Annotated in this window: 18 protein-coding genes; 5 read left to right on the top strand and 13 right to left on the bottom strand. The window is 39.6% G+C overall.

Translation table 11 applies throughout. The features are described 5' to 3' along the window. Nucleotides 1-478: 478 nt before the first annotated feature. Nucleotides 479-1,666 carry a Na+/H+ antiporter NhaA gene (nhaA, locus tag B3C94_RS18665; RefSeq protein ID WP_293906497.1) on the top strand — a complete coding sequence of 396 codons (1,188 nt, stop codon included), beginning with the start codon at nt 479-481 and terminating at the stop codon, nt 1,664-1,666. A 201-nt stretch (nt 1,667-1,867) separates the two neighbouring features. Further along, on the top strand, nt 1,868-3,094 hold the full coding sequence (locus B3C94_RS18660) for a DEAD/DEAH box helicase (protein WP_293906495.1): 1,227 nt from the start codon (nt 1,868-1,870) through the stop codon (nt 3,092-3,094). A 72-nt stretch (nt 3,095-3,166) separates the two neighbouring features. On the opposite strand, the gene B3C94_RS18655 is transcribed toward B3C94_RS18660, so the two are convergent. The 13 genes from B3C94_RS18655 to B3C94_RS18595 form a co-directional block, all read right to left on the bottom strand. Beyond that, the gene (locus tag B3C94_RS18655) at nt 3,167-3,532 is read right to left on the bottom strand and encodes a VOC family protein (protein WP_293906492.1); all 366 of its coding nucleotides are present in this window, start codon (nt 3,530-3,532) and stop codon (nt 3,167-3,169) included. Between the two features lie 234 nt (nt 3,533-3,766). Beyond that, nucleotides 3,767-4,636, bottom strand: a complete 870-nt coding sequence (locus B3C94_RS18650; protein WP_293906489.1) for a DMT family transporter — start codon at nt 4,634-4,636, stop codon at nt 3,767-3,769. Between the two features lie 291 nt (nt 4,637-4,927). Beyond that, complete coding sequence (locus B3C94_RS18645) at nt 4,928-6,364, bottom strand: efflux transporter outer membrane subunit (protein WP_293906487.1); 1,437 nt, start codon at nt 6,362-6,364, stop codon at nt 4,928-4,930. 1 nt (nt 6,365) lies between these two features. Then, a complete protein-coding gene (locus B3C94_RS18640; protein WP_293906485.1) occupies nt 6,366-9,527 on the bottom strand; it encodes an efflux RND transporter permease subunit in 3,162 nt (1,053 codons plus the stop codon). A 117-nt stretch (nt 9,528-9,644) separates the two neighbouring features. Beyond that, nucleotides 9,645-10,763 (bottom strand): efflux RND transporter periplasmic adaptor subunit, encoded by a 1,119-nt coding sequence (locus B3C94_RS18635; protein WP_293906483.1) that lies wholly within the window; start codon nt 10,761-10,763, stop codon nt 9,645-9,647. Nucleotides 10,764-11,005: 242 nt separating this feature from the next. Next, nucleotides 11,006-11,767 carry a LytR/AlgR family response regulator transcription factor gene (locus B3C94_RS18630; protein ID WP_120332713.1) on the bottom strand — a complete coding sequence of 254 codons (762 nt, stop codon included), beginning with the start codon at nt 11,765-11,767 and terminating at the stop codon, nt 11,006-11,008. Then, on the bottom strand, nt 11,767-12,870 hold the full coding sequence (locus B3C94_RS18625; RefSeq protein ID WP_293906479.1) for a sensor histidine kinase: 1,104 nt from the start codon (nt 12,868-12,870) through the stop codon (nt 11,767-11,769). Before B3C94_RS18625 ends, B3C94_RS18630 begins: the two co-directional genes overlap by 1 nt. A 384-nt stretch (nt 12,871-13,254) precedes the next feature. Further along, nucleotides 13,255-13,737, bottom strand: a complete 483-nt coding sequence (locus tag B3C94_RS18620) for a DUF4822 domain-containing protein (protein WP_293906477.1) — start codon at nt 13,735-13,737, stop codon at nt 13,255-13,257. Between the two features lie 287 nt (nt 13,738-14,024). Then, nucleotides 14,025-15,470: an efflux transporter outer membrane subunit gene (locus B3C94_RS18615; RefSeq protein ID WP_293906475.1), complete on the bottom strand. Its 1,446-nt coding sequence runs from the start codon at nt 15,468-15,470 to the stop codon at nt 14,025-14,027. A gap of 6 nt (nt 15,471-15,476) precedes the next feature. Continuing rightward, on the bottom strand, nt 15,477-18,665 hold the full coding sequence (locus B3C94_RS18610; protein ID WP_293906473.1) for an efflux RND transporter permease subunit: 3,189 nt from the start codon (nt 18,663-18,665) through the stop codon (nt 15,477-15,479). 13 nt (nt 18,666-18,678) lie between these two features. After that, nucleotides 18,679-19,881 (bottom strand): efflux RND transporter periplasmic adaptor subunit, encoded by a 1,203-nt coding sequence (locus B3C94_RS18605; RefSeq protein WP_293906471.1) that lies wholly within the window; start codon nt 19,879-19,881, stop codon nt 18,679-18,681. Between the two features lie 79 nt (nt 19,882-19,960). Further along, nucleotides 19,961-20,560 (bottom strand): TetR/AcrR family transcriptional regulator, encoded by a 600-nt coding sequence (locus B3C94_RS18600; RefSeq protein WP_293906469.1) that lies wholly within the window; start codon nt 20,558-20,560, stop codon nt 19,961-19,963. A 92-nt stretch (nt 20,561-20,652) separates the two neighbouring features. Next, on the bottom strand, nt 20,653-21,966 hold the full coding sequence (locus B3C94_RS18595) for an ATP-binding protein (RefSeq protein ID WP_293906467.1): 1,314 nt from the start codon (nt 21,964-21,966) through the stop codon (nt 20,653-20,655). A 525-nt stretch (nt 21,967-22,491) separates the two neighbouring features. Between B3C94_RS18595 and B3C94_RS18590 the strand changes: the two genes are divergently transcribed. The 3 genes from B3C94_RS18590 (at nt 22,492) to B3C94_RS18580 (ending at nt 26,101) form a co-directional block, all read left to right on the top strand. Next, on the top strand, nt 22,492-22,941 hold the full coding sequence (locus B3C94_RS18590) for a DUF1572 family protein (RefSeq protein WP_293906465.1): 450 nt from the start codon (nt 22,492-22,494) through the stop codon (nt 22,939-22,941). Nucleotides 22,942-22,968: 27 nt separating this feature from the next. Next, nucleotides 22,969-23,352, top strand: a complete 384-nt coding sequence (locus B3C94_RS18585) for a GNAT family N-acetyltransferase (protein ID WP_293906463.1) — start codon at nt 22,969-22,971, stop codon at nt 23,350-23,352. Nucleotides 23,353-23,545: 193 nt separating this feature from the next. Continuing rightward, a complete protein-coding gene (locus tag B3C94_RS18580) occupies nt 23,546-26,101 on the top strand; it encodes a BamA/TamA family outer membrane protein (RefSeq protein WP_293906461.1) in 2,556 nt (851 codons plus the stop codon). Nucleotides 26,102-26,129 lie beyond the last annotated feature (28 nt).

The raw sequence follows: 26,129 nt of genomic DNA, 5'->3' as shown, positions 1-26,129 counted from the left end.
CTTATTCATTAAATTTCCTCTTTTGCCTCCTGTATAATATATAAACAATGACAATGATAGCGATGATTGCTAAAATAATGTAATGGGAACCTGAATGTTGGGTTTTATCCTCTGTCGTCTGCGCATATGTAAAATTTGCTACGAAAAGAAGCACCATGAAAATCCACTTCTTGCACATAATAAACGGTTTATTAACTATAGTAGCAAGCTAAGTATTTTTTGCAACAAAGTCAAATTAATTCGGTAAAAAATAACTAAGATTTTTATGAAATTTTAATGTATAATGTTTGTTTCTCACATTTGATTCGTTAGGTTCGAAAAATAAAATGATAGAAGAAGAGCTTTACCACTGATAAAACACAGCTAATTCACCTTTTTTACATTGGATATAGCTCCCGATATTGTTTAGGGAATTCGGTAAATGGTCCTAAAAATCGTATCTTGTGAACCTTTGTAAGCGTTTTTAGATATTCAAATCATGTCAAAACTTATCAATTTAACTGTCTTTAGAGAGTTCTTAAAATCCAGCTTTGCAGGCGGAATTATACTTTTTTCCTGTGTTATTCTGGCATTGATCGTAGCAAATACATCATTGTATGCCAGTGTAATGGAATTTCTTAACCGGGAAGTAGGCTTTGAGAGCGGTCATATTCATTTAAAATATTCGTGGTTGTTGTGGCTCAACGATGGTTTGATGGCGATTTTCTTTTTACTGGTGGGGCTCGAGATAAAACGTGAAATTGTAGAGGGTGAACTCTCATCGCCAAGTAAAGCAATTCTGCCCATTTTGGCTGCGGTTGGTGGGGCGCTTTTGCCTGCCATCATTTATTTTGTATTAAATCAGGGAACCGATACTGCAAACGGCTGGGGAATCCCTATGGCAACGGATATTGCATTTGCTTTAGCGGTTATCACGCTTCTGGGAAATAAGGTGCCTGCCAGTCTTAAGATCTTTTTGGCTGCGCTAGCGATTGTTGACGACCTACTCGCCATATTGGTTATTGCGATCTTTTATAGCAATGGTATTCATGCGACCTATTTATTTATTGCTTTAGGTATATTTCTGTTTTTGATCGTGTTAAATAAATTGGGCGTTAAAGCGATATGGGCTTACCTGATTCCGGGACTATTTATTTGGTACTTTGTTCACCACTCGGGTATTCATGCAACAATTGCTGGCGTGCTGGTGGCCATGACGCTGCCGACAACACCGGATGCGGAAGAATCTCCCTTGGAAAAACTTGAGCATCTATTGACCAAACCTGTCAATTTCATTATCATTCCTTTGTTTGCATTTGCGAATACGCTTATTCCAATCCATGGGGAAATGATAGGTGGTTTGACTTCAAAATTGGGGATCGGTATTATCCTTGGCCTAATCGCTGGTAAATCAATTGGCATATTTTTGATCTGTTTTATTGCTAAAAAATTGAAGATTGCGCAATTACCGGAAGGGGCTGGCTGGAAACAGATTTTTGGTGTAGGCTTGTTGGGGGGAATCGGTTTCACGATGTCGATTTTCATCTCGATACTATCTTTTGATGATAACATGCTGATTGAAGAAGCAAAGTTCGCGGTTCTGATCGCATCTTTATGCGCTGGCTTGCTAGGCTATGTCGTTTTGAGCGCAGTGTCAGACGCAAAGAAAACAGAGGTTATTGATTAGATGTTGAATAGATAGCAGTCGTATGCTTGACTTACAGGAATGTGTAGGACAGTTGTTTTCGGTCAAATTTATTTCTGATTTCCTCATGGATTAATTCTATTTGGACATCTATTTGACAGCGGATAACGAGCTATAGGTATTAATTTTAGACTTTTATGAATTAGATTTAGTAATTTAGGGCACAACAATAAAAACAATACGTTGAGATTTGATGAATTTGGCTTTGTTCCAACTTTGGAAGAAGGTTTAGAAAGTATGATGTTTGAGGAGGCTACGCCGATCCAAGAACAGACCATCCCGATTATTAAAGAGGGAAAAGATATGATTGCCTGTGCACAGACAGGTACAGGTAAAACAGCAGCTTATATGTTGCCGATCCTCGATGCAATAGCACGGAATTCAAGGGAATCTATCCTCGCTATTATCCTTGTTCCGACCCGTGAACTTGCTATGCAAATTGACCAGCAGATTATGGGCATGTCTTATTATACGGGTGCAACATCCATAGCCATTTATGGTGGTGGTGATGGTATGGGGTATGAACAGCAAAAACGGGCCATACGAGAGGGGGTAAATATTATTGTTGCTACGCCGGGAAGGTTGATAAGTCATCTTACCTCCATGAAGATTGATCTCTCTCATTTAAAGCACTTTGTTTTGGATGAAGCCGATAGTATGCTGGATATGGGATTTCAAGACGATATTTTACGTATTGTAAGTTATCTACCGAAGAAAAAGCAGATGCTTTTGTTTTCGGCTACGATGCCGATGAAGATCAGGTCTTTTGCCCGAAAAATTCTACAAGAGCCTGTGGAAGTCAATATTGCCATTTCTAAACCTTCGGAAGGGATAGATCAACGAGTATATCTTGCCTATGATCAACAGAAAATGGAGCTTCTGAAGAATATACTGAAGGATCCCAACTATGTATCAGTTATTATTTTTGCATCCCAAAAAACTACAGTCAAACTTCTCGCTCAGGAATTACAGAAGCAGGGGATTGATGCGGAGGGTTTCCATTCGGATCTCGAGCAGTCGAAACGGGAGGATATCATGGCCAGATTCCGGTCTCGTCAGGTACGGGTACTGGTAGGGACAGATGTGATATCTCGCGGTATCGATGTGGTGGGGATCAGTTTGGTCGTTAATTACGATGTTCCACCGGATCCGGAAGACTACGTACACCGTATTGGACGTACTGCGCGGGCAGCGACTACAGGAACAGCCATTACCTTTGTCAATGAGAAAGACCAAAATCGTTTCGCTCAGATTGAGAATTTAATAGGTTATCCGATTGAACAACTTCCATTGCCAGAGGGGTTTGAAGCGGGACCTACTTACAATCCTGCCAAAAAGAATCCACAGCATAAAAAGAAGCGTTTCAATAGGAATAAAAATAAAAACTATCAGAAAGCTAAAAGAGCCTGATTTTAAAATACAAAGCCCCCATATGAGAAAAATATGGGGGCTTTGTATTTCAGTATATATTGTATTCAACTTTTATTCAACAGTCCATACGGCCAATTCATATCCGTCAGGATCCTGGAACTGAAATCTTTTTCCACCCGGAAAGCTAAAAATATCTTTTAATATAGTCCCGCCAGCACGGATAACCTGATCACGCGTAGCTTGCAGATCGTCGGCATAGATAACGACGAGAATACTGCCATTTATGGGGGCACCAAGTGTAAAACCACCATCAACATATTTTCCGCCAAAAGCCGTATATGCTGGCCCGTAATCCGTAAACTCCCAACCGAAACTCGTTGAGTAGAATGCTTTGGCACGTTCAAGGTCGCTTGATACAAACTCAAGGTATTGGATCTGCTGGTTAACAAATTTGTTTTCTGTACTGCTATTGCTCATAACGGAACTATCTATTTAATGTATATATAATAAATTGCTTGACCGGTTGTGCTGGTTTTGGAATTAAAACCCGAATCGTTTCATAAATATAAGGCTTTGTTGAAAATGATACACATTTTTCTTTTCAACATGTTTTTTTGGGGCTACCTGTTTATCGGGGCTACCTGCTTGGCACAAGGAGGAAACAATGTTCATTTCCCAATCTTAGTTGGACTGGGAAATGAATGGAGGTTGTTAAGCGCTCTTTTTACTGCTGATCCAATATTGTAATAACACAGATGAAACAACCAAAAGCAGTCCAACATAGAAGGATAGGTTTAATTCTCTTGCTTCATTAAGAAGTAAAAATGCAATCAAAATAGCATATACTGGCTCAAGATTTAAGCTTAAGTTCAATGTAAATGCTGATATCTTCTTTAAGATTTCTGTAAATGCGAGATAGACTCCCACAGTGCAACATAAAGATAGGATGATCAGATAGAAAATATCCAGGGCATTGGGAATGAAAGTGCTGATTGGATAGTGTTGAATGTAAAAAGGAAGTAGACATACCAACCCTATTGTTCCACCGATCATTTGATAATAGTTAATGCATATTGCGTTGTACTTTTTGGTCAATTTTTCATTGTGAACCGCATAGAGTGAGGCAAAAGCCGGAGAAATTATCCCTAAGACTATGCCCAGCTGGTGTGAGGTATCGAAGTGAAATATCAGTGCAATACCGCACAACGTAAGTCCACTCAACAGAAGTTCAGACAATCTGATTTTGGTTTTATTGATTATCGGTGCAAAAATAGCGGTGAAAAAACTTGCCATACAGTAGCAGATCACGCCGATGGAAATGTTTGAATATTTGATGCTAGCATAGAATAATAGCCAGGATGCTGTCAATAGTAGCCCATTTTTTGCAATATGAAGTTTCTCTTTGAAAGTAAAATCTGTAGGTATTTTATACCATTTTAGAATAAAAAATAGGATAACGGCAGCTAAAAATACACGGTACCATGTGAGTATCCCCTCGTTGAGTGAAATCACTTTTCCAAATACGCCAGATAGTCCCAGGCACAGCACAGCAAGGTGCAGCATGAAATATGAATGTTTCATAAGAAATTGTCTTCCAGTTCCGTCCATTAAGGACGAAAGGTGTTAAATAATAAAATTGATAGAAAATAAGAAGCACAGCAATTCGGTCCATTTCTGGTATTGTGCTTCAGTAATATAGAGAAAAAATATTACGCTATTGGAGGAGGAAGACAACTCGTTCTATTCATCATATTTGTATTTACCCGAAGATAAGGAATTTTGGGCGCAGCTGCAAAAAAGTAATGAAAAAGCCCCTAGAAAGTTTTTGCTTCTAGGGGCATATATTTAGTCAGTTGCCTTTATTTTGTGATTCTATGGCGTATTTGGTGGTAAAGTATCTGTTCCGCCACCCAGTGCACGGTAAAGATCTATGGCTGCGTTGAGCTTTTCCCGTTTTACTGTAATACGTTCCAAATCATTTTGAAGTGCATTGTTTTGGGCAGTTATCACCTCCAAATAGTTTGCCATCCCACTTTTGTAAAGTAGGGCTGCATCGGCGGTGGCTTTGGCGAGGGCATTTGATTTGGCATGGATAAGTTGCAGGCGCTGTTCCGTATGTTTGATTTTTGCCAAGGCATCAGAAACTTCTGAAACTGCGACCATAACCGATTGTTTAAACTGCAAAGCTATTTTTTCGCGTTCGATGACCGATATCTCATAGTTTGTTTTTAAAGCTCCTTTCTGGAAAATTGGCTGTGCGATATTCCCCGCTATTGTTTTCACAATAGAACCCGGTAAATCGAACCATTTGTTAAATTGAATGGAGTTTGTACCGATGGATGGTGTCAAGCTTATGGAAGGGTACATCGCTGCTTTAGCAAGTCCCATTCTGCTTGTGGCAGCAACTACAGCGTATTCAGCTGCTCTGACATCTGATCTGCGGCTCAAGAGTTCGGCCGGCACTCCCGTAGCTAGCCCGTTGCCAACGATCGTATCATCTAAACTTGCTGTACGTTGAATGCCCTCTGGGAAACCTCCGCAAAGAATGCTCAGTGCATTTTCTTCGACCTCCATATTTTGATGGGCTAGGGGAATCAACAATTCAGCAGTTTTCTTCTGAGCTTCGGCTTGCTCCACAGCAAGCGAGCTGACCAGTGATGAGTTGTATTGCAAACGTATCATGCTAAGTGTGCTGTCGCTCAATAGAACATTTTTTTGTGCAATCTTAAGCTGCTCATCCAAAGCAATCAGATTATAATAGGACTGGATGACCTGTACAATAAGGCGTGTTTTTAATGCGGAAAGATTTTCCTTCTGGCCAAAAAAATTGGCCATAGATTCCTCTTTTTGCATTTTTACCTTTCCCCAGATATCGGCTTCCCAAGATAATCTAAGCGTGGCACTATAATCGTCCATATAGGGTGTTCCAATAAATTGGTCACTCAGTGAACCATTCAAGGAGTTGCTCGATAACCAGGTTCTGTTCGCTCCAATGCTTAAATCAGCTGTTGGCAGTAACCCTTTCTTAGACTGCTTGTAGGCGAGTTCTAATTGTTGCATGTTGAGGAGTGCTACATTGACGTCCGTATTATTGGACAAAGCCTTCTCAATGAGTGAGGTCAATAAGGGGTCCTGTACAAATTTACGCCAGGATAGCTGTAGCGTATCGGACGTGAGAACAACCTCGCTGTTTTTGAAATTTTCGGGCATTGCTATCTCCTGACGTGTGTATTTTTTCCCCACGCTGCATGCGGACAACAACAGGGTAGTGCTTGCGAAAATTGTTATATAGTGATGAAATTTTTTCATTTTAATCGTTTGTATTGTGTACTGTATTGTCCGTAAGCTTTTTACCCGAAACTTTTTCTTGCAAATATTGGAACACCAGGTACAGTAATGGTATAATAATTACCCCAAGGATAACGCCGCTTAACATACCCATTGCTGCTCCTGTACTGATGGAATGGTTACCTGTAGCCGTTCCGCCGGTAGCAAACATCAAGGGTACCATACCCGCAATGAAAGCCAATGAAGTCATCAAGATTGGGCGTAGACGCGCTCTTGCGCCTTCCAAAGCCGAATCAATGAGTGAGGAGCCTGCTCTTCTCCGCTGTAAAGCAAATTCAACAATCAAAATGGCATTTTTTGCCAAAAGACCGATGAGCATGATCAAGCCGACCTGGACGTAGATATTGTTGTCCAATCCAATAGCACGTGTTCCTAGGAAAGAGCCGATCATACCTGTTGGAATTGATAACAGAACGGCAAGGGGCAATAAATAACTTTCATACTGTGCTGATAGTAAGAAATATACAAATAGTAAGCTTAATGCTAGGATAAGTACGGTTTGATTGCCTGATGACTTCTCTTCCAAGCTAAGTCCCGTCCATTCGTAGCTATAGTCTCCCGGTAACTTAGTCAATACATTTTTCTCCAATGTTTCCATGATCGCACCATTACTGATACCAGGCGTACTAACCACGTTTATCGTGAGTGAATTGTATAAATTATAACGAGTTACCGACTCAGGACCATAAACTTTACGAAGTGTAACCAAAGTGTTCACCGGAACCATTTGGCCAAGATTATTCTTGACAAATATTTCGTTGAAGGCTTCTTTATCGGTTCTATAAATGCCATCCGCTTTAACTGCTATCCGATAGAATTTACCAAAACGATTGAAATTCAATGATTGGTCACCCGCAAAGTAAGTTTGAACGGACGAAAGCATTTCACTGACGTCTACACCGAGTTGAGCGGCTTTGTCTTCATCGACTTCCAGTTCCATCTGCGGATAATCTGCTCTGAACATGGTATAGGCAAACTGCACCCCTGGTTGTTTCATAATTTGTGCAATAACGGAATCGGACATTGCTTTGAGTTCTACCGGCGATTTACCAGCTCTGTCCTGTAAGACGAGTTCTGCGCCATTCATCATACCATAACCATCCACTGGAGGAGAGCGAAAAGCCATTGCATTACCTTCCTTAACACTGGATAATTTTTGCGAGATCACTTGGTGAATCTGATCGATATCGTTCATCTCGCCACGCTTCTTTTTGTCTTTCAGGCGTATAAATCCTGTTGCATAGGCTGCGCTGGAGTTGTTACCGATCATATTGAATCCAGTAATACTTGTATGGCTTTCAATAGAAGGGATATCGGCAAGTAGTTTTTCGATTTTTTCTACCGCTTTTGTGGTTCGATCAAGTCCCGTTCCTGGGGGCATTTCCAGACTGTAGACGACAAAGTTATCATCTTCCATTGGTACGAAACTTTTGGAAGTGCTTGTCATGAGGTACCCCGCAACGCCAATTGTAGCCAGGATCAAAAGTGCCGAAATCCATTTTTTCTTTGCCAGAAATTTTAATGAACCAACGTATCGGTTGGTCATGTTTTCGAAGCCAGCGTTAAACGCTTTGAAAAAACGTTGAGAAAATCCTGTTTTTGGGGGCTGCCCATCGTGATTTTCGGCGTGCGTATTTTTAAGCAATAATGCGCAGAGTGCTGGTGTCAGTGTCAAGGCATTGATTGCAGAGATCACAATGGCGATAACAAGGGTATAGGCAAACTGTTTATAAAACATGCCCGATGAACCTGTCATAAATCCAATGGGAATAAAAACTGCACACATAACCAAGGTAATGGAGATTACAGCCCCTGTAATTTCACTCATGGCACTATGGGTAGCCTGTTTACCTGTTAAATTGGAAGTCTCCATCTTTCCATGTACTGCTTCGACAACGACAATTGCATCATCGACAACAATACCAATGGCGAGTACTAAGGCAAATAGCGTCAATATATTGATGGTAAAGCCAAACACCAGCAGGAAGAAAAAAGTACCTACGATGGCTACCGGAACTGCGATTGCTGGAATAATAGTCGACCGTATATCCTGTAGGAACAAAAATACAACGAGGAAAACCAAAATGAAGGCTTCAATCAATGTCGAACGTACTTGTGCCGTACTTTCATCCAAGCGCTCTTTGGTACTGATCAATTTAAAAATCTTGATCCCAGGAGGGAAAGAGCGTTGCGCTATTTCAATCTGTTTATCGATTCCGATTTCAATTTCATTGGCGTTGGAGCCTGATGTTTGGAATATACCAATGGTAACGGTATTGAGGCCGTTATTTTGCGAATTACCACTATAACTGATCGAGCCAAACTCAATACGTGCGACATCCTTTAAACGAACGATCTGAACGTCATTGTTTTTGACGATAATGTTTTCATACTGCTCTGGAAGATTCTTTTTCCCTTTATATCTGATGACATATTCCAAGGGTGCTTTAGACTCTTCACCTAATTTTCCGGGAGCTGACTCTAAACTTTGTTTGGAAATTGCAGCAATGACTTCTTGTGGCACAAGTCCATAACTCGCCATTTTTTGCGGATTCAACCATACACGCATCGAATAGTCTTTGGAACCGAATACCATGGCCTGACCGACCCCAGGTACACGCTTGATCTGTGGGATCAAGTTGATGTTCACATAATTCTGTAAAAATAGTTCATCATATTTTTTATTATCTTCTGTATAGATATTAAATATCATGATCATACTATTTTGTTGCTTGGAGGTGGTTAATCCCATTCGGACAACTTCCTGTGGCAGTATAGGAGTAGCCTGTTGTACCCTATTTTGCACATTTACGGCTGCCTGATCTGGATTTACACCTGCTTTAAAGACAATACGTACAGAGAATGTACCATCATTACTTGCAGTAGATGTAATGTATTCCATATCCTCCACACCATTGATTTGCTCTTCAAGGGGTGTCACAACCGATCTCAATACTGTTTCGCTATTTCCTCCGGGATAGCTTCCGGTAACTTGGACCGTGGGCGGGGCGATATCCGGGAATCGCGTTTGAGGTAGCCTAAAAAGACCGATGACCCCCAGTATGACAAATATGATAGATATAACAGTTGCCAAAACTGGCCTGTCAATAAATTTCTTTAACATTTTAGTTTAAATTTTATAAAGCTTTTAGTACCATTTTTTTCCAAAAGTGAATACGGAATGTATAGGCTTGTTGCCCTTCTTTGAGTAGTTCAGCTTTTGCTATACCTGCTATTCTTGTTACATGGTGGATTTCTTAGTCGGTTGAACTTGCATTCCGTCATTAAGCATATCAATTCTATTCATAACGATTTTTTCACCAGCTGTGAGTCCTGATTTTAGTAAATAGGCGTTAGCTGTATTTCCTGCAATTTCAATCTGTTTCATGGAAATTTTATTTTTCTCACCAATAACATACACGAAATAGCGGTCTTGAATATCCTTGACAGCGGCCATAGGTACCAACAATACGTTTTCATGCGTTTTTTTCAAGATTACTTTTGCTGAGCCACCTGAACGGAGAATTTTTTCAGGATTGATGAAACTTGCTTTAAGTGCCATGCTTCCGGTTGTTCTGTCGATGTTACCACTAGCTAACTCTACTTTCCCCGAATGGTTGTATGCCGTTCCATCAGCCAGTAATAGCGTTGCTTGTTGATTGGATGATTTGTTATTCTGATCTTTAATAAAGGCTATAAAATCGGCCTCACTTAATGAAAAATACACATTTACGGTATTGATTTCAGATAGCGTTGTTAAAGGTGTCGCATCTGCTGCGGTAATTAAATTTCCGATCCGATTAGGAATACGGCCGATATAACCACTCACTGGTGCATTGATCAACGTAAATTTGGCATTTATTTGAGATGAACCGAGTGCAGCTTGTGCTTGCGCTACCTGTGCTTTAGCTGCGGCGTAATTGGCCTCTGCAGTTTTTAACTGTAATTCGGTATACACTTTACCCTCAACAAGTGGTTTGATTTTCTCAATCTCCAATTTCGCATTTTGTTCTGCCGATAAAGCAGCTTGGTAAGCTGCCTTGCTGTTGTTTACTTGTTCGTTGTAGACATCAGCTTTTATTTTGAAAAGGGGTTGACCCTGGTAAACATAGTCTCCTTCTTTGACATAAATCTGATCAAGATAACCCGTTACCTGCGCTTTGACATCGACGTTGACGGTCCCCTCTAATGTACCAGGATATTTTTTTTCGGTCTCCGCGTGGGTAGGAGATAATTCGATAAAGTCAACAGTAACTGCCTGCTCTTGCGGTTGTTCTTGGTTGCCTCCACAGGACGATAATAATGCTGCTGCTGTAATAAGTGTAAGGAAAGGTTTTAAAGTCATCGTTCTTTGTGCCATTTTATCATTTTATTATGAAACAAAGAAAAGAATTCTTTTAAGCCATAAGGCAAAGAAATCTACCGAGACGTTACAATTGCTTACTGAAACGTATCAGTGATGATCTGAATTTTACGATATTAAATGGTACGATCCAATTGTGTTGAAGATATCGGTCTTATCGATTGACATTCCCTTCTTCATCGCGAAAAACTTACTTTACCTTTCTGACGAAAAAAGGAGCAAGTGGATCAGTTTTAACATTAATAGTCTAACCAATTTTTTAGCAGTTGAGCCTTTTCTCTGCTCACAAGGATTTCCACTTGATCGTTATTTTTAATCTCTATTTTTAGTTTTCCGTTGAAGTGGTTATGTAATCTTTTGATCGCATCTATATGTACAATGAATTGCCTGTTGGCGCGAAAAAATACTTTTGGATTTAATTGCTGTTCGAGTTCTTCCATTGTTTGAGGGACAATTTCGACAGTACCACATTTGAGTTGCGCATGAGTAAGTTTAAATTCGGAGTAGAAGTATAATATCTCTTCAACGAGAACGGTTTTATAGCCGTCTTTGAATGGAATTAGAAAGCGTGAGCGAAAATCTTTCGGATAGATAAAATCCAATAAACCTTGAAGCGGTTGTTGGTTGATCTGGAGATCTTTTTGATAGTCAAGTTTTTGGATAGCATTTTCCAGCTCTGTTTTTTCTACAGGTTTAAGCAAATAATCTATGCTATTGAATTTAAAGGCCCTCACAGCGTATTCGTCAAATGCTGTTGTAAATATGATTGGGCAGTCTATTTTTATAGTCTCTAATATTTCAAAGCTTAAACCATCCGATAGACGAATATCCATCATCACCAGGTCGGGAAGTTCATTGCTATTGAACCAGTTGATGCTATCAGCGATATTATCTAGCACATCTAAAATAACGATGGATGGCTTTATTTCCTTCAAAAGTCGTTTTAAACGATCGGCATTGAGTTTTTCGTCCTCGATGATTAATACTTTGGTTATATTCATTATGCTTGCGCTAAAAGTGGGAGGATAACGTTAAATGATTTGCCATCATTCTTTATTTGCAGTTTTAAGTTGGATAGCAAATCGTATCTTTTAATGATGTTTGAAATCCCGATTCCCGATGATTCGGAGACATTCTCAATAGGGATTAATATATTTTCAACAACAAGTTGATTCTGGGAGTTGGTGTATACCTTTATTTTCAGCGGTTTTCTCTTATTTGTCTGATTATGCTTTAATGCATTTTCTACCAATAATTGTAAGGTAAGAGGAGGTAATTGGCAATTGCGTTTGGCGGGATTGACGTTTATTTCGAAGTTTACCCCATCGCCAAATCGGTTTTTGATGAGAAATATGTATGAATTTAGAAAGTTGAGTTCTTCTTCGAGTGAGATAATGTCCTTTTTGGAATTGACAAGAAGGTAGCGATATATTTTGGAGAAGTTTTCTGCATATTCATAGCCTAATTGTTGGTCTTCGAGAATGATTTCTGAGAGCACGCTCAGGTTATTAAAGACAAAATGGGGGTCGATCTGTAATTTTAACGATTGAAGTTCTGTTTCAAGAATGACCTGATCAAGCTTTGCTGCGCGCATGGATTCATTCTTCCAGTTGGTAATCAAATGACTACCAATATTGATCCCCATTATCATCAACGCAATCAATACACTGATTGTAATGTTTTGAATCATCCCCCTTTTTTCCTCCAAAGATGGGGCTATAGTAACATTTTGAGGTCCAAAATAATATTTTGAAATCAGGTACTCCAGAAGTAAATTGATAAAGAGTACTGCAAAAAGGTTGATGACGGTTTCAAGTAAAAGTCGCTCTGTCGGACTATCTTTCCAGGTTAAGAACTTATTAAGCTTGTCATGGACAATGATATTAAATTCGGAAATGATAAAGCTGTAAATGATCGTAAATGTCCATTCACCAAGTATTTCGAACATATTCCGTTTAAAATAGCCATCCCAGCAACTCGAGAAAGGATCAATAATATAGGCGACGAGATAAATAAGCAGAAAGGACAGAAAGGTAAATATCAGCCTTTTTTTATTTGTACTAATTAGAGTCTTATCGTTTTTATAGATCGCTATATCCTGCATTCTTTTAACTTATATGTATCGGTGAAATCTATGCAAATTTCGTAATTCCTTTTAGTATTGGGCGACAAATTTCTGCTGAAGCGTATAAAGCCCCGACTGAAATATCAATTTGATAGACTCAGGCGTATATTGACGAAGGCTGGTAGATTATCTAGTTTTGACATATCAGAATATAATTCTTTATGAAATTTGTGTGTTCTGTTTTTTAATTGGTTGTAAATCTTGTTGTTATTTGTTTTTTGTGGTCGGTTGGTATAACAGTGTCAAAGAATGACTTTGGAAATGGGGTTCGTTTTTAGCTATAAACAGAAAGGCTTGACATCATTTCGTCAAGCCTTTCTGTTTTATTGAGGTAACTATTTTTTCGATGTGTTATCCTGTAAATTATTTTGGCTCTTGATGCGTTGTTGGTGTATGGATAATATCGAAATAGATCGTTTTGTCATTAGCGCTTGGATAAACTCTATACGTGAATTCTTTCTTCGTTAATACAGTAATATCAACCACACGAGTAAACAATGTTTCTCCAGATGCATTTTTAGCAACAATTGTTCTCGTTTTACCATCTGCAGATACGGTCCGTTCGCCGTGCATTTTGGGAGAATTGTCAAGATTGAACATGGTAAATGTACCGTCAGATTTGAAATAAGCAAAGCCTACAAAATTTGACACATTGGCATCTGTTAACACGACACTTTCTCCTTTATTATTTTTTGCGTTTGTTGTTTCCCAGGGTGTACTGGCCAATATTTCGCTTGGTGTAAGCTGTGGCTCAACAACAGTTTCGTCATCTTTACTGCAGCTCACCGCTACTAATGTGCTTAAGGCGATACATACCGCTAATGCAATCTTTTTTAAATCTCTCATTTTATAAAATTTATATGATGTCACAAAAGTAATCGCATTGTTTCAGCTATATTTGTCTCTTTTATTCCAAGGTTTGAAGGATTTATAACGGTGTACGAAATCCTTTTGCTGAAGAATCGCTAAAATAAGAAAAGTGTCAAGTAGGCGATTAGAGTTTTTTATCAAAGGATTTACTTTACATGGCGGTATAAACGTGACGATGTACGCAAAAAAAAAAACAGGGGACCTTGAAAGGCCCCCCATCTACCAGATATGTATAATAAAATTAGAAAATTGCTTTTTAGGCTTTAGTTGTTGCTCCATCCACCTCCTAAGGATCGATATAGATCAACAACAGCAGAAAGCTCTGCTTTTTTTACCTGAGCGAGTTCAAGCTCACTCTGTAATATATTGCTCTGGGCCGTAATTACTTCCAAATAGGTAGCCATTCCTGTTTCAAATAGAAGATTCGCGTGTTTTGTAGCTTCCTTCAAACGGTTGGTTCTATCCAATGTAATCTTTTGTTTTTCTTTCAATTTCTGAATGGAAACTAAAGCATCTGAGACCTCGCCGGCAGCAGAAATCACCTTTTGTTTGAAAATCAACACATTTTTTTCTTGTTCGACACGAGCTAATTCATATTGCGTTTTCAGCTCCTTACGTTGGAAAATAGGTTGTGTAATACTTCCTGTAATCGCACCGAATAGAGACGCAGGTAAGTTAAACCAGTTGCTCGCTTTGAATGCATTTACTCCGGCTTCGGCACTGATGACTAAAGAAGGATACATTTTTGCTTTTGCGTATTGCTGATAGGCCTGTGAAGCCGTGATAGCGAGTTCCGCTTGTTTAACATCGGGACGATGGCTTAGCAAATCTGCCGGTATGCCTGTTGCCAATTCTTCGGGAAAGCGTATGTTCGCCAATTTCTCTTCCGTTTTGATCTCCTGGGGGAGTTTTCCACTAAGGATCTGAATCGCATTTTCCTGCATTCTAATCTGCTGTTCAAAGTCCGGAATGAGGGCTGCTGCGGACAATCGTTGTGCATCAACCTGCTCCAATGCCAGTAGGGTAATGTCACCGACTTCATATTGCTGTTGGACGATTCGCAAAGTTGTATCGCTTAACTGTAAGTTTTGTTTAGCGATGTCCCGCAATTGATAAAGCATCAGAAGTTGATAATAACCTTGTGCAACTTGTGCAATTAATTGGGTCTGAATTACTTTTTTCGCTTCTTCTGTCTGCAGATAAGAAGCCAAAGCAGCAATATTTTGGTTTTTGATTTTACCCCATAGGTCAGCTTCCCAAGACAAGCCCAGAGATGCCGTATAATCTTCGACATGATGTTGGCCCAAAAACTGTCCGAGGCTCAATCCATTCATACTATTATTGGATGGATTGGTGCTATTTCCGCGGATCTGTAGTTGGGCCGTAGGAAGATAGTTAGCTTTTGCTTGTTTCAGGCTCAGTTGAGACGCTTCGATATTCTTTAATGCCAGCTGCATATCCAAGTTGTGCTGAATCGCGCTGTCAATTAAAGTTTGTAGGACCTGATCCTTAAAAAAATCGCGCCAAGGAATTGAACCTATACTATTTTCTTGCAGTGCTTTTCCCTGATCACGGTATTGATCAGGGAGGCTAGGGGCAAGGTTTTTATTGCTGACCAACTTATCTGTTTTACAAGACCATGCGACAAAAGACAGGATGAAAACGGTCAGTAATTTTGCTTTGCTATTTATGTATTTAAATGTTGCCATGATTTACTAATTGTTTGTATGCACGGGTATTTCCAACGAAACAGCATTATTTTCAGACTGTTGTTGTTGCGGAGCACGTCCTATCTTCTCTTGAATAAATTGGAAGACGATAAAGAGAATAGGGATAATAAAAAGCCCCAAAACGACTCCTGTAAGCATCCCACCCGCAGCGGCGATACTGATTGAATGATTTCCTTGAGCTGAGGGGCCTACTGCTGTCATCATTGGTATCATACCAACAATAAATGCCAGCGAAGTCATGATAATAGGTCTCAAGCGCAATCTTGCCGCTTTAAGTGCAGCGCTTGGAATAGAGAGCCCCTGTTTGCGCCCTTGGATGGCAAATTCTACGATCAGGATGGCATTTTTTGCTAATAATCCAATCAACATAACGAGTGCGACTTGTACATAGATGTTGTTGGCAATATCAGTGAAGCTAATTGCTGCGAAGACCCCAAATATACCTGTAGGAATAGAGAGAATAACCGCTAACGGAATGATGTAGCTTTCATATTGTGCCGCAAGCAGAAAATAAACGAATATCAGACAGAGAATAAAAATCAATGTGGATTGGCCTCCGGAGACAATTTCTTCCTTGGTCATACCTGAGAACTCATAAGTAAATCCAGTCGGCAATTGTTGTTTTGCAACTTCTTCAACTGCACGGATAGCATCTCCAGAACTATATCCTGGTTTTGGTATCGCGTTTATTCCGATTGAATTAAATAGGTTGTAGCGAGATGCTGTTTCTGGGCCATATACACGTTCTAATTTGACTAATGTATTGATGGGAACCATGTCTCCTAATCTGTTTTTTACAAAAATACCGTCCATTGAAGTTGGTTCACTTCGATCCTTGGCATCAGCTTGGACCATCACACGGTAATACTTTCCAAAACGATTAAAATCTGAGGCTTGCGCACTACCGAAATAGGCCTGCATGGTCTGTAATATACTTTTTGTGCTTACGCCAAGTTGCTCTGCCTTGATATCATCTACCTGGAGCTCATATTGTGGATAGTCTGCTTTAAAGGTCGTGAAAGCCATCATGATTTCGGGACGTTTCATCAATTCACCAATGAACTTCTGACCTATGCCACTGAATTTTCCGAGTTGTCCACCAGTTCTGTCCTGTAGCACCATATCCAGACCGTCCACGTTACTAAAACCAGGGACAGTAGGGAAGGTAAAGACAAAGAAATTTGCCCCTTTGATATTTGCCAAACGTTGATTGACATCGGCCATAATTGCATTGATATCTTTGATTTTACCACGCTCTTCGTGTGGTTTGAGCAGGATAAATGCAACACCGGCTGAAGGACTTGTGGATTGTGTCAAAATATTGAAACCAGCAAGTACATTTAAAGTTTTGGTAAAATCAGCATGTTGAAGTTGTTTCTCCGCTTCGGCTAATGCTCCAGAGGTACGATCCAAAGAAGCCCCTGCTGGCATAGATAAGGATACAGCAATGAATCCTTGATCTTCTGATGGGATAAATCCAGTAGGTGTTTTAAGGATCATAAATACGGTCAAAAGCAGGGTAATTCCCAATCCTGCAAATGCAACCCACTTATAACGAATTAAAAACCGTAAGCTACCTAAATAGTTTTTCGTAAGTCGGTCAAAGCCAACATTGAATCCAGCGAAGAAACGTTCTTTAAAATTGAGCTTCTTAGCGTCAGCATGTGCATGATGCGTCGGTTTTAAAAATAACGCACAAAGGGCAGGGCTCAGTGTCAAGGCATTAATTGCAGAAATAACGATCGCAATTGCTAGTGTGAACGCAAACTGCCTATAAAAGACACCTGTGGAACCTTCCATAAAACCGATGGGAAGGAACACCGCAGACATGACCAACGTGATGGATATAATCGCTCCGGTGATTTCACTCATGGCAGAGGTTGTCGCCAATTTAGGCGGTAAGTTCTCATGCTCCATTTTAGCATGAACAGCTTCCACCACCACGATTGCATCATCGACGACAATACCGATGGCAAGCACGAGCGCAAACAAAGTCAGTAAGTTGATGGAAAAGCCAAAGAGCTGCATAAAGAAAAATGTTCCTACAATGGCTACCGGTACAGCTATTGCAGGTATCAAAGTCGATCTAAAATCCTGCAGGAATAGAAAAACAACTAAAAATACAAGTACAAATGCTTCAACCAATGTGTGTTTTACTTGATCAATAGACTGATCAAGGGCATCTTTGGTATTGTATAAAACAAGATATTTGACCCCTTTAGGAAAACTTAAGGATGCTTTTTCCATAAATTCTTGGATCGCTATCTGGATCTCATTGGCGTTTGAGCCAGCTAACTGCATGACACCAATGTTCAATCCTGCTTTTCCATTGATACGGGTGTGGCTGGCATAGGTATAAGATCCTAATTCTACCCGGGCTACATCTTTAAGTTTTAGCACAGAACCATCTGTATTGGAGCGGATAATAATATTTTCGTAGTCACTAGGTTGATTGAGTTTACCTTTATATTTGATAACAAATTCGAATGCTTCGCGACTGCTTTCTCCGAATTTACCTGGCGCTGCTTCAACGTTTTTATCTTGAATTGCAGCCATTACTTCCTCAGGCGTCAATTTATAAGCCGCCATTTGATTTGGATTAAGCCATACGCGCATTGAATAGTCTTTGCTACCACCGAAAGCGAGTGCTTGTCCAACTCCCGGAATACGTTTAAGCTCAGGGATAATATTGATCTGTGCGTAATTGGTAATGAAGGTTTGATCGTATTTACTCTGATCTTCCGTATAGAGATCCAATACCATAATTAAGCTGTTTTGTTGTTTTGCAGTCGTGATTCCGGCTTGCACAACTTCCGCCGGTAATTGGCTTGTTGCCTGTGCCACACGATTTTGAACATTTACAGCAGCTTGGTCTGGGTCTGTACCAAGTTTAAAATATACGGTAATCATCAGGGAGCCGTCGTTACTGGCGGTGGAGCTCATATAGCTCATATTTTCTACACCGTTGATGGACTCTTCTAGTGAGGGAGCTACAGCACGAAGAACAGTTTCGGCATTTGCCCCGGGGTATAGTGCCGTTACTTGCACCGCTGGCGGTGCTATATCAGGGAACTGCTGCAATGGCAGTTTTAAGATACCGATCACACCTAATATGACCAGTAATATGGAGATAACGGTGGCGAGTACCGGTCGTTCTATAAATTTCTTAAGCATGTGATTTTTCTAATTATAATGAATTGATGCTGTCTTTTGATAAAGCTTGTGGAGTAATCTTTTGCCCGTCCTGAAGAAGGTCAATGCCTTTATAAACGATACGGTCTCCCGCTTTTACCCCTTTACTAACGAGGTAGTTAGCGCCGCTTTTTCCAATGACAGTAATTGGCTGTTGAACGACTTTATTTTCTTTTCCAACTGTATAAACGAAGATTTTGTCCTGCATCTCAAGTGTTGCAAGCTGCGGTACCAATAATGTTTGCGCATATTTTTTTGGTAACCTTACGCGACCAGTATTACCGTTGCGCAAGACCCCCTCTGGGTTGTTGAAGGTGGCCCGAAGGGTAATAGCGCCTGTATTTTTATCAAACTGTCCATCTACCATATCTATTTTTCCTTTCTGATCATAAATTGTCTGGTCGGAAAGAACCAAACTAATCGGAGGAAGATTGTTTAGTTTTTGTTGCAGATTATTGCCTTCGGTGTTGTTTTTGAATGCGATAAAATCATTTTCTCCCAAGGAGAAGTAAACATGAAGGTCTCTGACATTCGATAGCGCTGTAAGTGGCTGTGGGTCTGTTGGACCTACCAAGCTTCCCTGTTTTCGTTGTAGTCTACCAATATATCCTTCGGCAGAAGCTCGGATCAGCGTATAGCCAACATTGATTTTTGCAGCCTCCACAGCAGATAAAGCTAATTGTACATTTGCTTTGGCAGCATTACGCGCACTGATTGCGGTTTTTAATTGGAAGTCTGTTAATACCTTGTTATTGACCAAACGCGTTTTCTTTTCGACTTCTAACTCGGTGTTTTCCAAGGTAGCCTTTGCAGCGAGCAAATTTGCTTTCGCTTGGTTTAGCTGTTCCTGATAGGGGCGATCGTTGATTTTAAAAAGCGCCTGGCCTTGCGTTACTTTCGCTCCTTCATCGACATAAATGTGTTCCAAGATTCCCTCTACCTGAGGTCTAATCTCAATATTGGCAGAAGCTTCGATTGTAGCCGGATATTCTTGATAAACGGTTTCATTGCCATTCTCGATTGTAACGACGGGAAGGTTAACTGGCGGTGGATCAATAGGTTTGCTTGTTCCTGTTGAGCAGCTATATAGAAAGATTGCACTCAGCACATATGCAGTCTTTACGATATTAATTCGTTTAACACTGTTAAGTGCTGGAACGTAAATCCTCTTAAGACTTGGTGATAAATTTGTTTTCATGTGATATTAAAAAATTGAAGTTTTGGTGTATTTAACGGTGTTAGATTTTTTAACGTTGTATTTTTTAGTATAAAAAAATTTAGTCAGTCAGAGAGCGTGTAATGCCATAAATAGCATCCTTCAGTACTTCCTGATTGGTATTATCGCCATTACCCTGATTGACAAGATTGATCGAAATCAGTCCATGTATAATAGACCAATAGGTGAAATACTTTCTGCAGATCAGTTCTTCGGATGGATTTTTCTCTTTCATGATTTCACGGATGACATCACTAATCAGCTTACCATGGGATTCAGCACATTTATAAGTTTTTTCAAACCCACAGCATGCTGTACCGATGCCGAACATTAACTGGTATAATTCGCGTTCCTCAAAAGCAAAATCCCAATAACTAAACCACATTGCTTCCAATTGTTTCTCCAGATCGGTTTCTGTTGATTTTGCTTGTCTTACTTTCTTGGCAAGCAGGAGATAACCTTGGTTGGCGAGTTCTGTTAAAATAGCATCTTTATTGGCAAAATACTCATAAATCATGGGAGCAGTATATTCAATGATATCTGCAATTTTACGCATACTCAAAGCTTGCCAGCCCTCTTCTTTTACAATTTGGAGCGCAGCATCTAGAATGTTGGTTCTATTCTCATCTTTGAGCCTTTGTATACGTTCTTTACTGCCCATGTGTCAATGCGTAAATAATTTAACAGTGTTAAGCAAAAGTCTAACTTTTTATTTTATTTATTGACATCTAAAAGTCATTAAATAAAAACACGCTATTTTTCTTGATCAGAGATGTTATTTTCATCAATGCTAGCATGCGCTAAAACCTGCTTTATACGATTCTTTTCTTTATCGGTTAACGGAAGGGCCTGCTCGATAATCGGAAGAATGTCTTTGCTTTTTTCCGATTGCAATAAAAGATCAATAAAACCTAAATAGGTTTGAATGAGATCTGTTTTTATGCCAAAGAAAATGCGTGGATCTACAATATATATTTCTTGAATCAGCGCCAAGAGGGTACGTTTTCTTTTTTCATCCTTTTCAGATTGTGTATAGATGGGTAGAAGCCCTTTTTTTTCCAGATCCACAAGTTTGACGGCAACTGCATGTTCTAATACATATTTTTTCTGTTTCCTATCCAGGAAATCGCGTAATTCAGCGAGCAGATTACGGTAGACAACTTGTTTGGTTTTTCCTGAAAAAAGATTATCATCTGTGGAGACGGCGATATCTTCCTGTTCGAAATGGTCAAAGAAACTGGAATCTATATATACAGAGTGGTGGAAATTGATCGCATTGTTATTAAAGCTGCTGAGTACTTTTGCAATTTCTTTCTTTTCGCTATTCAGGAAATAATAGTAATATCGATCACCGATTTGCTGGTTCCAGCGAATGTAATTGATCGTAAAATTATAAGAAGAGTTTCCGTCTGGGGCATAGGTCGTCCAGGAAAGACGGTCGGTTTCTTGAATTAAGTGATCATAAGTCAATTGTTTGCCATTAATACGTATGCTGTAGTTTAGCACTTTATTTAGATACAGAAACCAGCCAAATTCCTGTGCTAAGAAATTTGTAAATTCATCACTTTCGAAAAAAATAGCATTTAGTCCAAAAACGCCTTCAAGGCTAACTTGTGTTCCGGTATTTTTACTTTCGGACAGTCTGCTTTCGCTCATATCATACTGTTCTTTACTTTCCCTATCGATTTGAATGCGGTAGGTCTTCAAGTTTTCACCTTCTTTAAAAGTGGTATCCCAACTAGCACGTGTAGCAAAAAGAGAGAAAGAAAAGCGTCCTTTTCCTTTTTTTCCTCTGGTATAGGAACTACGTTTTAGGCTGTTCTTTTTTATCGAATCCAAAAAATTTCCAAATGAGTAGGAGAGTGTATCCAAGTTTATTCCTTCTCCATTATCATTTATGCTTATCTGATTAATATATCCCAATTCATTGCTGTCGATGAAGAGATCAATTTCGGTTGCTTTTGCATCAAATCCATTCCATATATATTCAGCGATAACATGTTTAGGGTCTTTGGGTAGCCCTGCCGATTCTATACTTTGATTGGTTATCTTAGCACTTTTCTTCATTGTCCAGTTTTTTGATTTGAAATTTGTTTGTAGTGAAATTGGGAAAATTTTATTCAATATTAAAATACGTTATTTTTTGTTTTTCTTTATCAAAATGCTAAAAAAATATGCTAGACCAAAATAGATAAGCAGATTGAAAAGAAGGTAAATAGCTTGAAATGAACGTCGATTTTCCATGGGGATCGAGCGCTTTCCGCCAAAGTATTCATAAAAGGGGAATGGGAAGCCTATACGATCATTCCCGTCAGAAGCACTGCCGCATTTGATGGAAAATAGGGTGATGGATAGCGCTATAATGCTAAAAATTAGCCAGGTTTTCCTTGGGAATTTCTGAAATATCTTCATTGTTATTTTGATTGTATGGCATAAAATTTTGATTATATCTGATTGAAGTTACATATTATCCCAGGCTGTTGGAAGTTTAAAGCGGATATTTTCGATATACTATGACTTGTAATTGTAAGTGATTGTTTCATTTAAGGTAGTTTGTTGTCGGTAAGTAGAAATTATGATTACATTTAACGCATGCTTATACAAACTTTAAAAAGTCTTTTCCACCGGGATTTAAAAAAGCTTCGAGATGAAATCTCTTTGTACAGACAGGAAGAGAATATGTGGATTATTGAAAATTGTATTTCAAATTCGGCCGGAAACCTGTGTTTGCACTTGATTGGAAATCTACAGACTTATATCGGTGCTGAAATAGGGAAAACGGGGTATATCAGGGATCGAGCGGCAGAGTTTTCTTTGAAGGATATCCCTCGCTCCATATTATTGGATAAAATCGATGATACGATTGCAGTCGTAACCAAGGCATTAGACCTTTTGTCAGAAGATCAACTGGAAGAAATTTATCCAATTTTGGTGTTCGAAGAGAAAACGACAACAGCCTATTTTCTTGTCCATTTGACCACACATTTGACTTATCATTTGGGGCAAATAAACTATCATCGACGATTATTGGATCAATATTAAATGGTTGATTATTAAAATATTTATGTCATGGACATAAGAAAGGCAGTCTTGTCGGATTGTTCGGAAATCGCAGGTTTGACCGAACAGCTCGGGTATTCTGGAGATGCTGAAAAGGCAAAGACTATTTTGACTGGTGTATTGTCTCAACAAGACTATGGTGTATTCGTTGGAACCACTGATGAAAAGGTTATTGGCTGGATTCAGCTACATCGGGTCATCAGTTTGGAGACCGGTGGCTATGTGGAAATCATGGGCCTGGTTGTCGACGATCAATACCGTGGTCAGGGGCTAGGTCGATTATTAGTGAAGGAAGCCACAGATTGGGCAAGGTCAAAAGGGGGGGCGCTTGCGTGTTCGGTGCAATGTTATTCGAACCGAGAGCCACAAATTTTACGAAAGTCTAGGCTTTAAACTAAAAAAGGAACAGAAAGTCTTTGATTCCTTGCTTTAAAAGGGGAACTTTAGCCTTGATCAACAATCGATCTTATCGTTGCTTAATAGTATGCGATGATTTGAGGAGTGTTGACTATTGTACGAATAGAAGGAGCATTAACAGTTGCGTGAGTATCTACTGTCGCTGTTCTGGATGACCGACTTAAATAGAATGAGAAGAATCTTTACTTTAATCGCCTGTTGCTTTGTTGTTAATTCACATGCACAGCGTCTCGATAGTATTACCACGCTTATCGCACCTGAATACGATCGGGTGAGCCTGGCGCATCGGTTTTGGCTTGGAGATAGTTACCGTAAGTTATATAATACCCCGGTTAAAATGCGTGTAATGGACCTCGCGACTGAACGTGGCGGACTTCAGATCGTCAAGCTAGGTGGGGGAATGCAAACACAGTCACTTCGATTGGTAGATTCTTCAGGTAGGGAATGGGTGCTGCGGTCTATTCAAAAATATCCGGAGCGCAGTCTTCCGGAAAGTCTCCGAAAGACCTTTGCGAAAGATATTGTACAAGATCAGATTTCAATACATCATCCATTTGGGGCATTGACCGTTCCGCCTTTTAACAAGGCTCTGGGTATTCCTTCTGCATCCCCAGAATTAGTTTTTGTCGGGGACGATGCCAGATTCGGTGAATATCGAGAGGTCTTCAAAAATAGAGCTTATATGTTTGAAGCCCGTACGCCTTTCGAAGATCAAAAAACAGATAACAGTGCAAAGGTGATACGCAAGGTGCTGGAAGATAATGATACCCAGATTGACCAGAAATTGACACTGCGCGCACGGATGCTTGATTTTACCTTAGGGGACTGGGACCGCCACCAGGATAACTGGCGTTGGGATCCTGAAAAAGAAAAGGGCAAAAAGATTTATACGCCCGTGCCCCGGGACAGGGATAAGGTCTATTATAAAACATCTGGTATATTTCCGACATTACTTTCTTACCAGTGGTTAAAGGCCCATTTACAGCCCTTTAGTCCGCATATACGTAATGTGCCGCACTGGAATTTTAATGCCAGCAATTTTGACCATTTTTTTCTTACTCATCTTACCGAGGACGAATGGATTGATGAAATAAAATTTGTTCAGAAGACACTCACCGATTCCCTGATTCATCAGGCGATGTTAACGATGCCAGATACCATCGTGAAAATGAGTGCTAAAGAGCTGGAAACAAATATTCGATCGAGAAGAGATGAGCTTATGGAAACCGGACTGACATATTATCGTTTTCTTGCGCGACTTGTCGAGTTGCCTCTATCTGCAAAATCTGAATTTGTGGACATCGATTACAATAAGGAAGGATCAGTATCTGTCACTATACACAACAAAAAGAAGGATGGAACTCAAGGACGGAAATTGCTTGAACGTACCTTTTTGCCAAGCCAGACCAAAGAGGTCAGGATCTATGGACTCTCTGGCCGAGATGAGTATAAGTTCCATGGTTCAGGTAAGTCGCCCATTAAGATTCGTATCATTGGCGGAGACGGTGAGGATCTGTATCGTACAACTGAAAAGTTTACGAACGGAAGCAAAGTCTATATCTATGATTCCAAAGATCAATCAACAAGTAGTATGCAAATTGCTGATAATATTCATTTAAAACTGAGCAGCGATACTGCAATCCATAAATTCGAATACGATAATTTCGTGTATGACCGTAAAGGAGTTGTTTTTAATCTGGACTATGGCGTCGATCGTGGACTTATTTTTGGACTGGGTTACCTCATCGAAAATCAAGGTTTCCGGAAAAAACCTTATGCTTATCGACACCAGATTATGGCAAGTTATCTAACAGGTCGTGAGTCATTTATGTTTGATTATAAAGGAAACTATAAGGAACTTATTGCAGGGCATGATCTTTATATTCATTTTTCTTCCCTCGGTCCCAAAAATCTGAGCAACTTTTTCGGATATGGAAACAGCACTGTTTTCGATAAGTCGGATTCAAAAAGTATCTCTTATTATCGTAATCGATTTGACCTTGTCTCCGGCGATATTTTTTTGGAGAAGTATTTGGATCCTAAATTAAAACTTTTCTATGGTTCTTCGTCCGAGTATTATAATAGTAAAGAGTTAAATAATATTGGACGATATTTTGAAGAGTTCCATGAAAAATATCCTGCGGAGCCTATCTATGGTAGTAATTTTTTTACTGGGCTTGCTGCCGGAATAGATTACGATACGCGTGATAATATCACGAATCCCAAATCAGGAGTTCATTTTCACACAAGATTGGGCTGGAATGCTGAAGTTGGCGGCGAGGGGCGGAATTATACAAAACTACAGCATGCGATGAGTTTTTACAAAACAATTGCGGACAATTATATCACTTTTGCGAATCGTGTAGGATTGGATGCGGTATGGGGAGATCCATATTTCTATCAACATGCTCAAATTGGTGGTGAGATGAGTTTAAGAGGATATAACTCAAGGCGATTTACTGGAAAAACGGCACTTTATAATAATTTTGATATGCGTTTGAAATTATTTAGCTATTCATCTTATTTAGTTCCCGGTACAGTGGGGGCAATTGGTTTTTACGATGTTGGGCGTGTATGGATGAGCCGTGAAAACTCCAATGATTGGCATATGGGATATGGTGGTGGGATTTATTTTATGCCTGGAGATCTTTTGACCATTCAGGGAGTAATAGGTTTCAGTAAAGAAGCAACATTGCCCTATCTTCGGGTAGGACTTTCTTTTTAGATGTTTAGTGATTTTTAGAAATGAATCA

Source organism: Sphingobacterium sp. UBA5670 (assembly GCF_002420705.1).
Taxonomy (GTDB): domain Bacteria; phylum Bacteroidota; class Bacteroidia; order Sphingobacteriales; family Sphingobacteriaceae; genus Sphingobacterium.
This window is presented reverse-complemented; position numbering and strand designations above follow the sequence as displayed.

Excerpts from the sequence above, each read along its gene's own strand:
- nhaA (WP_293906497.1), top strand. The coding sequence starts at position 479 with ATGTCAAAACTTATCAATTTAACTGTCTTTAGAGAGTTCTTAAAATCC.
- B3C94_RS18655 (WP_293906492.1), bottom strand. The coding sequence starts at position 3,532 with ATGAGCAATAGCAGTACAGAAAACAAATTTGTTAACCAGCAGATCCAA.
- B3C94_RS18650 (WP_293906489.1), bottom strand. The coding sequence starts at position 4,636 with ATGAAACATTCATATTTCATGCTGCACCTTGCTGTGCTGTGCCTGGGA.
- B3C94_RS18645 (WP_293906487.1), bottom strand. The coding sequence starts at position 6,364 with ATGAAAAAATTTCATCACTATATAACAATTTTCGCAAGCACTACCCTG.
- B3C94_RS18640 (WP_293906485.1), bottom strand. The coding sequence starts at position 9,527 with ATGTTAAAGAAATTTATTGACAGGCCAGTTTTGGCAACTGTTATATCT.
- B3C94_RS18635 (WP_293906483.1), bottom strand. The coding sequence starts at position 10,763 with ATGGCACAAAGAACGATGACTTTAAAACCTTTCCTTACACTTATTACA.
- B3C94_RS18630 (WP_120332713.1), bottom strand. The coding sequence starts at position 11,767 with ATGAATATAACCAAAGTATTAATCATCGAGGACGAAAAACTCAATGCC.
- B3C94_RS18625 (WP_293906479.1), bottom strand. The coding sequence starts at position 12,870 with ATGCAGGATATAGCGATCTATAAAAACGATAAGACTCTAATTAGTACA.
- B3C94_RS18620 (WP_293906477.1), bottom strand. The coding sequence starts at position 13,737 with ATGAGAGATTTAAAAAAGATTGCATTAGCGGTATGTATCGCCTTAAGC.
- B3C94_RS18615 (WP_293906475.1), bottom strand. The coding sequence starts at position 15,470 with ATGGCAACATTTAAATACATAAATAGCAAAGCAAAATTACTGACCGTT.
- B3C94_RS18610 (WP_293906473.1), bottom strand. The coding sequence starts at position 18,665 with ATGCTTAAGAAATTTATAGAACGACCGGTACTCGCCACCGTTATCTCC.
- B3C94_RS18605 (WP_293906471.1), bottom strand. The coding sequence starts at position 19,881 with ATGAAAACAAATTTATCACCAAGTCTTAAGAGGATTTACGTTCCAGCA.
- B3C94_RS18600 (WP_293906469.1), bottom strand. The coding sequence starts at position 20,560 with ATGGGCAGTAAAGAACGTATACAAAGGCTCAAAGATGAGAATAGAACC.
- B3C94_RS18595 (WP_293906467.1), bottom strand. The coding sequence starts at position 21,966 with ATGAAGAAAAGTGCTAAGATAACCAATCAAAGTATAGAATCGGCAGGG.
- B3C94_RS18590 (WP_293906465.1), top strand. The coding sequence starts at position 22,492 with ATGCTTATACAAACTTTAAAAAGTCTTTTCCACCGGGATTTAAAAAAG.
- B3C94_RS18585 (WP_293906463.1), top strand. The coding sequence starts at position 22,969 with ATGGACATAAGAAAGGCAGTCTTGTCGGATTGTTCGGAAATCGCAGGT.
- B3C94_RS18580 (WP_293906461.1), top strand. The coding sequence starts at position 23,546 with ATGAGAAGAATCTTTACTTTAATCGCCTGTTGCTTTGTTGTTAATTCA.